Genomic DNA, 1554 nt, shown 5'->3' on the forward strand with positions numbered 1-1554 from the left:
CCGCCCGCCCGCTCACGGCTTGCGGCCCACGCCCCCGTACATCGCCACCTCGCCCGCCGGGGCGCCGGCGTCCGGCCGCCAGCGGGAGCAGGAGACGACGCCCGGCTCCAGCAGCTCCAGCCCGTCGAAGTAGCGGGTGACCGCCTCCGGGGTGCGCTGGGTGAGCTTCGGGGTGCCGTTCTCGTTCCAGAAGGCGACCGCCGCGTCCACGTCCGGCATGTCCGGGTGGCGCACGGTGTGCGAGAGCACCAGGTGGCTCCCGGGGGCGAGCGCGTCCAGGAGGCGGCGCACCACGGCGTACGACTGCTCGTCGTCCTCCACGAAGATGACGACGCCCAGCAGCATCAGCCCGACCGGCCGGTCCAGGTCCAGGGTCTTGGCGGCGGCCGCCAGGATGGCGTCGACGTCCCGCAGGTCCGCATCGAGGTAGTCGGTGCGGCCCTCGGGGGTGCCCACCAGCAGCGCCCGGGCGTGGGTGAGCACCAGCGGGTCGTTGTCCACGTACACCACCCGCGACTCCGGCGCGATCCGCTGGGCGACCTCGTGGGTGTTGTCCGCGCTGGGCAGCCCGGTGCCGATGTCCAGGAACTGCCGGATGCCGGCGTCCTGGGCGAGGTGGCGCACGGCCCGGCCGAGGAACAGCCGGTCGGCGCGCGCGTAGTCGCCGATGCCGGGGTGCAGTTCGCGTATGCGGTCGCCGGCCTCCCTGTCGACCGGGTAGTAGTCCTTGCCGCCGGTCCAGTAGTTCCAGATCCGCGCGGTGTGCGGTCTGCTGCTGTCGATGAGCGCTCGCGGGTCCGTCGTCTCCGTCATCCCGCCAACGTAGAACGCCGGCGGTCCTCCTGACGACGGATCGGCGACTTCCACCGCCCGCCGTGCGCCTTCCGTGCGCCGCTGGACGGGCGCGGGCCGCTGCCGCACCATGGCTGCGTCAGGGGCCGCACGGACGGACCGAAGTGGCCCAAGGTGAAACAACGACAGTCATTGCCCAAAGTCACTGTGCGTGATACACAGAGTGACCATACGCGTCCACGCATACTCCGAAACCTCCAGCGCCCCAGGTCAGCGAGGCCGGTTCGGTCATATGTGCGGGGATCGGGTAAAGAGACCAGCCGAGTCGGCGCACCTGGGCGGTTTCATCAGCGAAGATAGTGCGGTGACCCGTGCCATCGGGCAAGGGCGACGAACTACCCAACAGGGGCGGTGAGTTACATGTACCTGGCGGCCGAAAAGGGCGATATCACCACCATCATCGGAGGAATCGCCCCCAACTGGGGGCCCTTCGGGGGCCTGGGCAACGAGGCCCGCGTGATGATCGAGGTGGTGATGGCCGTCGCCATCCTGCTGTGCCTCGGCATCGCGATCTGGGGCGCGGCCAAGCAGCGCATCGGAGCGACCGCGCTGCGCGACACCTTCAGCGCCGAACAGGGCAAGGGCCTGATCGTCGCGGGCCTGACCGGCGTCTTCATCATCGGTTCCCTCGGCACGCTCTTCACGATCGTGTACGGCATGGCCGTCTGACCCCGGCCCCGCCCGGGCCGCCCACCCACCGGC

General features: G+C 70.5%; 2 protein-coding genes. One reads left to right on the forward strand and one right to left on the reverse strand.

Features of this window, described 5'->3' with window-relative positions; translation table 11 throughout:
- Nucleotides 1-12 precede the first annotated feature (12 nt).
- Nucleotides 13-813, reverse strand: a complete 801-nt coding sequence (locus C6N75_RS28940; RefSeq protein WP_105871811.1) for an SAM-dependent methyltransferase — start codon at nt 811-813, stop codon at nt 13-15.
- 399 nt (nt 814-1212) lie between these two features.
- Here C6N75_RS28940 and C6N75_RS28945 point away from each other — a divergent pair, with 399 nt between their 5' ends.
- Nucleotides 1213-1521, forward strand: a complete 309-nt coding sequence (locus C6N75_RS28945) for a hypothetical protein (protein ID WP_027731936.1) — start codon at nt 1213-1215, stop codon at nt 1519-1521.
- The last annotated feature ends 33 nt before the right edge of the window (nt 1522-1554 follow it).

Origin of the sequence: Streptomyces solincola, assembly GCF_002982015.1 — a bacterium.
In the GTDB taxonomy this organism is placed as follows: Bacteria; Actinomycetota; Actinomycetes; order Streptomycetales; family Streptomycetaceae; genus Streptomyces; species Streptomyces solincola.

Excerpts from the sequence above, each read along its gene's own strand:
- C6N75_RS28940 (WP_105871811.1), bottom strand. The coding sequence starts at position 813 with ATGACGGAGACGACGGACCCGCGAGCGCTCATCGACAGCAGCAGACCG.
- C6N75_RS28945 (WP_027731936.1), top strand. The coding sequence starts at position 1,213 with ATGTACCTGGCGGCCGAAAAGGGCGATATCACCACCATCATCGGAGGA.